Below are 5,695 nucleotides of genomic sequence, written 5' to 3' on the forward strand. Positions count from 1 at the left end.
TCGGCTTCAGCCTGAACATGGAAGGTGCCAACCGGTTCGCGGTTGATATCGGCAAAGTTGAGGTGCTGGCGCGCGGTCTCGCTGCCATCGGGTTCCCAATCGTCCTGAACATCGGCAATCGCGGCTTCAAGTTCAGCGATTCGATCTTCGAGCGAGATTTCTTCCCACATGTCCGCCTCGGGCGCCTCGACCGGTTGCGGTTCAACCGCCACCTCGGGCTTCGCGACGACTTCGGCTTCGGGCGCCGGATCTTCGACCACTTCGATCCGTTGTGCAGGTGTCAGCACCAAACGTTCGGGCGCGGCGGGTTTTTCCGGAGCGGGCGATGGCGTCCGCTGCTGTTCCGAGCCATTCGCAACCAACCGCCGAATCGACGACAGAACATCCTCGATTTCCATCTGTTTCAGCGGATCAGACATCGGCGCCCCCCTGTTCGGTCATACAGGTATGGTAGCGCGGAAAATCGCGCCACACAATAAATGGTAGGTCTTTGGTTACTTGCGGCCCAGCGCCCGCATCACCTCGTCCAGCTTTTCACCCTGAATGCTGCGGGTGGGGCCGGATTTCACCGAATTGTAATAGGCGGCGGGGTCATAGGTCGGAATGCCAAGGTTCAGATGCTCGACCGTCAACAGGCCCATCGACGCCAGCAGCGCGTAATAGGCGACATATTGCGAGGCCTCGGCCTGAACGCGGGCGGTGCGGGCATCCAGCAGATCCTGCTCGGCATCCAGAACGTCCAGCGTGGTGCGCGAGCCAAGGCGCGCCTCTTCGCGGGTGCCGTCAAAGGCCAGTTGCGCGGCGCGAATCTGTTTGTCGGTGGCCTCAAGCTGAGCCCGGGCCACGGCAAGCTGCGCCCAGGTGTTGCCGACACCCTGTTCGACCTGCTTGGCGACATAGTGCAGGTTGGCCATCGAGGCTTCGCGACCGGCCAGCGCCGCCCGTTCGGCCGATGCGATCTTGCCACCGGCATACAGCGGCTGCGTCAGGGTCAACCCGACCGACGAGCTGTCACCGTCCAGAATATTGTTGCTGCTGTCCGCATAGCCAACCCCGGCTTCGGCGGTCAGCTTGGGCATCCGCGCGGCGCGGGCGCGCAGCAGGTTCAGATCCGAGACATTGACCTGCCGCTGCGCGGCGTCGATGTTCGGATGGCCGCGGCGGGCAATTTCCAACGCCTCGGCCTGAGTTTTCGGCAGGCCCGGAACCCGCAGCGTGCCGGTCAGTTGCGACGGCGCATGACCAACGGCCAGCTTATACGATTCCCGCGCCACGATCAGCGCGCCCTGTGCCGCGGCCAGCGCGCTTTGCGAGGCAGCCAGCCGGCTTTCGGCCAGCGACACGTCGGTGCGGGTGACTTCGCCAACCTCGAACCGATCACGGGCGGCCCGCAATTGTTCGGTGATCAGACGGACGTTGTTGTTGCGCAAAGCGACATTTTCGCTGGCGCTACGGACATCCAGATAGGCCTGAACCGCGCCCAGAAGCACATTCTGCTCCAGCGCCAGCAGGCTGGCCCGGGTCGACAGCACTGTTTCTTTCGCGGCTTCGACCGCCAGCTTGTTCGAGCCGCCCTCATACAGGGTCAATTCGGCCCCCAGGGTGATCGAATTGTTGCTCAGATTCGATGCGGTCGGGCTGTTGGAATAGCTGGAACTGGCGGTGAAACCGACAATCGGCCGCAGCGCCGCCATGGCCGAAGCCACACCTTCGTCAGCAGCGCGCAACAAGGCGCGGTTCTGTTCCAGAAGGTTGCTGTTCTGATAGGCGCTGCTCAGCGCATCGGTCAGGGTCTCGGCATTTGCCGAGCCGACACCCAGTGCCAGCGCCGACACCATCCCTACAATCGCGCCACGAATTACCTGTTTCATCTGCTCTTTGCCTCTGCTTTTCGCAACCGGCCCGACGGTGCTTTGCCTGCGCCCCGCCGATCCGACCAGTGCAGGGCCTTACAGAACGAAGGCCCGCTGCCGTTCAAAACCGGGCAGAACCGGCGCCGACGCATTGAATGCGAAACGCCAGGCCATTGCCCCGTCAATCTTGTGTCCGATCCTGCATACACCCAGTGCCCCCTCCATGAACACTGCGGCAATACGTCCCCCCTCGCGCAGCTGATCGACCAGCGCCTGCGGCAGCTCTTCGATTGCGCCCTGGGCGATGATCACGTCATAGGGGCCGTGCTTGGGGGCGCCCGCGGTCAGCGGCGCCTCGATCACGGCGACATTGTCGGCGCCGCATTCGGCCAGCGCGGCCTCGGCTTCGGCGACGCGGTCGGCATCGTCTTCGACGGCAACCACGGCTTCGGCCATGCGGGCGATGACGGCCGAGGAATAGCCCATGCCGCAGCCCAGATCGAGAACCAGCTCATCGGGTTGAATGGCCAGAACGTCCAGCATCTTGGCCAGCGTCCGGGGTTCCAGAACCACACGGCCACCGCCCAGATCGACGTTTTCGCCCATATATGCCGCCTCTCGCTTGGCAGCCGGCACGAAGTTTTCGCGCGGCACAGCCAGCATGGCGTCGATGATCGGGAATTTTGTTACGTCTGAGGGGCGAACCTGAGTATCGACCATCATCCGGCGGCGGGTGGCGTAATCTGTCATAGGACTAAACTCTTTGGTCTAGTTAAAGTCTTGACCGTCATGCCACAGAAAATCGGGCTGGGCAACATGCGCGGGGCGCCACAATTGCGCGGGAACACGCATTTCTGGCCCACCGTTGCCCTGCTGATCCGGCAAGCGCCGGTTTCGGTCCCGATCCAAGCCGCCAGCACCCCGCCGGGCAGCGCCCGAACCGCCCCGGCAATGGCGCCCGCCAACCGCATTTTCCGCCCTGATCGCGCCTTGACGGAGCATCGGCGCTGATCTAGGAAGCACGGCACGGCGTCATGGCAGAGTGGTGATGCAACGGATTGCAAATCCGTGAACTCCGGTTCGATTCCGGATGACGCCTCCAAAATCCCCGCACATCCCCCCGACCGCGCCCGGAACCGCATCAATAGATATAGCGGATCTGGTCGGTCCAATAGCGTTCCATCCGGCGCAGGGCGGTGGTGATGTCGTCCAGCCCTTCGTGACCGATCACGCCCTTGGTTTGCAGACCCTCAGCGTGGCGTGCGAACAGACCGGCGACCACGTCGCGCACCTGTCGCCCCTTGGCCGTTAGCCGCACCCGCACCGAGCGGCGGTCGATTTCGCAGCGCTCGTGATGCATATAGCCCAGCTCGACCAGCTTTTTCAGGTTATAGGACACGTTCGAGCCTTGGTAATAACCGCGGCTTTTCAACTCGCCCGCAGTGACCTCGTTCTCGCCGACATTGAACAGCAGCAGGGCCTGCACCGGATTGATTTCCAGCAGCCCCACCCGTTCGAATTCATCCTTGATGACATCCAGCAACAGCCGATGCAGACGCTCGACCAGCGCCAGCGCCTCGAGATAGCCGGTGAAAAACCCATGCTGGCCGGTGGCGGTGAAAGGAATCTGGATACTCATGCTCTACTCCGTCCGAAATCGTCAAAGACAGAGCTACGGGCCGAGGTCCGAACATTTGGTTAAAATGAGAACAAAACTAGATCAAATGTGAATTATCTTGCGCCGGCATGGACGGCGATCCGCTCGATCAGAGCCGAAAACCGGGCCGGTGCGGGCATCTGCCCCGACACCCATTGATAGAGGTCCTGATCGTTTTCCTCCATCAGCGCCTCCAGTTCATCCAGCGCCCCGACATCCAGATCCGGCAGGTAGGCGCGGGCGTAATTGCCAAGGATGATGTCCATTTCCTTGATGCCGCGATGGGTGGCGCGCATCAGCACCCGCTTCAGCCGGTTTTCATGGGTTTCGGTCATTGTCATCCTCTTGCGTCACCGCCACCCGCAAGCGGCGTTCCAAATTTTCGATCTGCCGCGCCAAGGCGGCCAGCGCGACCTGAGCCTCGTGCAGTTCCGCCAACAGCGCGGCGGTATCCCCCGCGATGTGCCTGCCGACGTGCCGCGCGTCAAGCCCGTCGCCCTCGCCGGTCAGCAGCCACATGATCGACACGTTCAGAACCCCGGCCAGCATCTGTAACTTGTTGGCGCGCGGTTCGGACACGTCATCCTCCCAGCCACGCAGGGTTTTCAGCCGCACACCCAGCCGCGCCGCCAGATCCATCTGGCCGAGGCCCATCGCAAGCCGCGCATCGGTCACACGATCGCCAAACGTGGCCTTTTCGTCGGAATACCAGTCCGTTCCGGGGTCATTTTCCACAGACATTGCCTTGTTTCAACCGATCCCGCTTGAACGGGTTTCAGCGTCATCCTATGAGAGACGCGACTTGTTTTCAAACCGGAGCTTCCGCAATGCCCTTCCTCTCCGAGACTCTCGCCCGCGTAAAACCGTCGCCGACGATCGCGGTGACCAACATGGCCGCCGATCTCAAGGCGGCTGGCAAGGACGTTATCGGGCTGGGCGCAGGCGAGCCGGATTTCGACACGCCGCAGAATATCAAGGACGCCGCGAAAGCCGCGATCGACGCGGGCAAGACCAAATACACCGCCGTCGACGGCATCCCCGAGCTGAAAAAAGCGATCTGCGCCAAGTTCAAACGCGACAACGGGCTGGATTATGAACCCGCGCAAGTGACCGTCGGAACCGGCGGCAAGCAGGTGCTGTATAACGCGCTGATGGCGACGCTGAACCCCGGCGACGAAGTGATCATCCCGGCGCCCTATTGGGTCAGCTATCCCGACATGGTGCTGCTGGCCGGCGGCACCCCGGTCGCGGTCGAAGCAACGCTGGAGAACAACTTCAAACTGACCGCCGATCAGCTTGAGGCCGCGATCACCCCCAAGACCAAATGGTTCATCTTCAACTCGCCCTCGAACCCGACTGGCGCCGGTTACACCTGGGACGAACTGAAGGCCCTGACCGATGTGCTGATGCGCCACCCGCATGTCTGGGTGATGTCGGACGATATGTATGAACATCTGGTCTATGACGATTTCAAATTCTGCACCCCCGCCGAGGTCGAGCCGGGTCTTTATGACCGCACCCTGACCTGCAACGGCGTGTCCAAGGCCTATGCCATGACCGGCTGGCGCATCGGCTATGCCGCAGGCCCGAAAGAGGTGATCAAGGCCATCGGCAAGATCCAGTCACAATCGACTTCGAACCCCTGCACCATCAGCCAATGGGCCGCGGTCGAGGCGCTGAACGGCACCCAGGATTACATCCCGGTCAACAACGAGATGTTCAAACGCCGCCGCGATCTGGTGCTGGACATGCTGAACGCCGCCCAAGGCATCACCTGCCCGAAACCCGAAGGCGCGTTCTATGTCTATCCGTCGATCGCTGGCTGCATTGGCAAGACCAGCCCGGCTGGCGTGAAGATCGATAATGACGAGACCTTCGCCAAGGCGCTGTTGGAAGAGCGTGGCGTGGCAGTGGTGTTCGGCGCGGCTTTCGGGCTTTCGCCGAATTTCCGTGTCAGCTACGCTACTTCGGACGAAAACCTCAAAGAGGCCTGCACCCGCATTCAGGATTTCTGTGCCTCGCTGACCTAAGGGGACTGCATGTCCGGCGATCTGCCCGAATATTATTTTCGCGTCCGTGAAAACGGGGCGCTGGTGTTCCGGATTGATACCGAGAACCGCCAGCGCCGGATCGAGATGGATCAGATCGCCATCATCAACGTCAAGAATGGCGAGATCAAACCCCA

General features: G+C 61.8%; 7 protein-coding genes, 1 tRNA gene and 1 pseudogene. 3 read left to right on the plus strand and 6 right to left on the minus strand.

The features are described from left to right. The 3 genes and pseudogenes from ABYW26_RS09450 to ABYW26_RS09460 form a co-directional block, all read right to left on the minus strand. Window positions 1-419, minus strand: a pseudogene (locus tag ABYW26_RS09450) (hypothetical protein); the annotation flags it as partial. 75 nt (window positions 420-494) lie between these two features. After that, window positions 495-1,871 carry a TolC family outer membrane protein gene (locus ABYW26_RS09455; protein ID WP_372604562.1) on the minus strand — a complete coding sequence of 459 codons (1,377 nt, stop codon included), beginning with the start codon at window positions 1,869-1,871 and terminating at the stop codon, window positions 495-497. Window positions 1,872-1,949: 78 nt separating this feature from the next. Further along, a complete protein-coding gene (locus tag ABYW26_RS09460; RefSeq protein ID WP_372604563.1) occupies window positions 1,950-2,603 on the minus strand; it encodes a protein-L-isoaspartate O-methyltransferase in 654 nt (217 codons plus the stop codon). Window positions 2,604-2,642: 39 nt separating this feature from the next. On the opposite strand from ABYW26_RS09460, the gene ABYW26_RS09465 reads away from it, so the two are divergent. After that, entirely contained in the window at window positions 2,643-2,864 is a 222-nt protein-coding gene (locus ABYW26_RS09465) for a hypothetical protein (protein ID WP_372604564.1), read from the plus strand. Window positions 2,865-2,881: 17 nt separating this feature from the next. Continuing rightward, a tRNA-Cys gene (locus ABYW26_RS09470) sits at window positions 2,882-2,955 on the plus strand. A 39-nt stretch (window positions 2,956-2,994) separates the two neighbouring features. Here the strand turns inward: ABYW26_RS09470 and ABYW26_RS09475 are convergent. The 3 genes from ABYW26_RS09475 to ABYW26_RS09485 all read right to left on the minus strand — a co-directional run bounded on the left by ABYW26_RS09475 (window position 2,995) and on the right by ABYW26_RS09485 (window position 4,245). Further along, window positions 2,995-3,492, minus strand: coding sequence for a MarR family winged helix-turn-helix transcriptional regulator (locus ABYW26_RS09475; protein ID WP_372604565.1), 498 nt, complete (start codon window positions 3,490-3,492; stop codon window positions 2,995-2,997). Window positions 3,493-3,584: 92 nt separating this feature from the next. After that, on the minus strand, window positions 3,585-3,845 hold the full coding sequence (locus ABYW26_RS09480; protein WP_372604566.1) for a succinate dehydrogenase assembly factor 2: 261 nt from the start codon (window positions 3,843-3,845) through the stop codon (window positions 3,585-3,587). After that, a complete protein-coding gene (locus ABYW26_RS09485; RefSeq protein ID WP_372604567.1) occupies window positions 3,829-4,245 on the minus strand; it encodes a multiprotein-bridging factor 1 family protein in 417 nt (138 codons plus the stop codon). Before ABYW26_RS09485 ends, ABYW26_RS09480 begins: the two co-directional genes overlap by 17 nt. Before the next feature lie 92 nt (window positions 4,246-4,337). Between ABYW26_RS09485 and ABYW26_RS09490 the strand changes: the two genes are divergently transcribed. Continuing rightward, entirely contained in the window at window positions 4,338-5,540 is a 1,203-nt protein-coding gene (locus tag ABYW26_RS09490; RefSeq protein WP_372604568.1) for a pyridoxal phosphate-dependent aminotransferase, read from the plus strand. The last annotated feature ends 155 nt before the right edge of the window (window positions 5,541-5,695 follow it).

The sequence above is a fragment of the Actibacterium sp. genome (assembly GCF_041584535.1).
In the GTDB taxonomy this organism is placed as follows: domain Bacteria; phylum Pseudomonadota; class Alphaproteobacteria; order Rhodobacterales; family Rhodobacteraceae; genus Actibacterium_D.

Excerpts from the sequence above, each read along its gene's own strand:
- ABYW26_RS09455 (WP_372604562.1), bottom strand. The coding sequence starts at position 1,871 with ATGAAACAGGTAATTCGTGGCGCGATTGTAGGGATGGTGTCGGCGCTG.
- ABYW26_RS09460 (WP_372604563.1), bottom strand. The coding sequence starts at position 2,603 with ATGACAGATTACGCCACCCGCCGCCGGATGATGGTCGATACTCAGGTT.
- ABYW26_RS09465 (WP_372604564.1), top strand. The coding sequence starts at position 2,643 with ATGCCACAGAAAATCGGGCTGGGCAACATGCGCGGGGCGCCACAATTG.
- ABYW26_RS09475 (WP_372604565.1), bottom strand. The coding sequence starts at position 3,492 with ATGAGTATCCAGATTCCTTTCACCGCCACCGGCCAGCATGGGTTTTTC.
- ABYW26_RS09480 (WP_372604566.1), bottom strand. The coding sequence starts at position 3,845 with ATGACCGAAACCCATGAAAACCGGCTGAAGCGGGTGCTGATGCGCGCC.
- ABYW26_RS09490 (WP_372604568.1), top strand. The coding sequence starts at position 4,338 with ATGCCCTTCCTCTCCGAGACTCTCGCCCGCGTAAAACCGTCGCCGACG.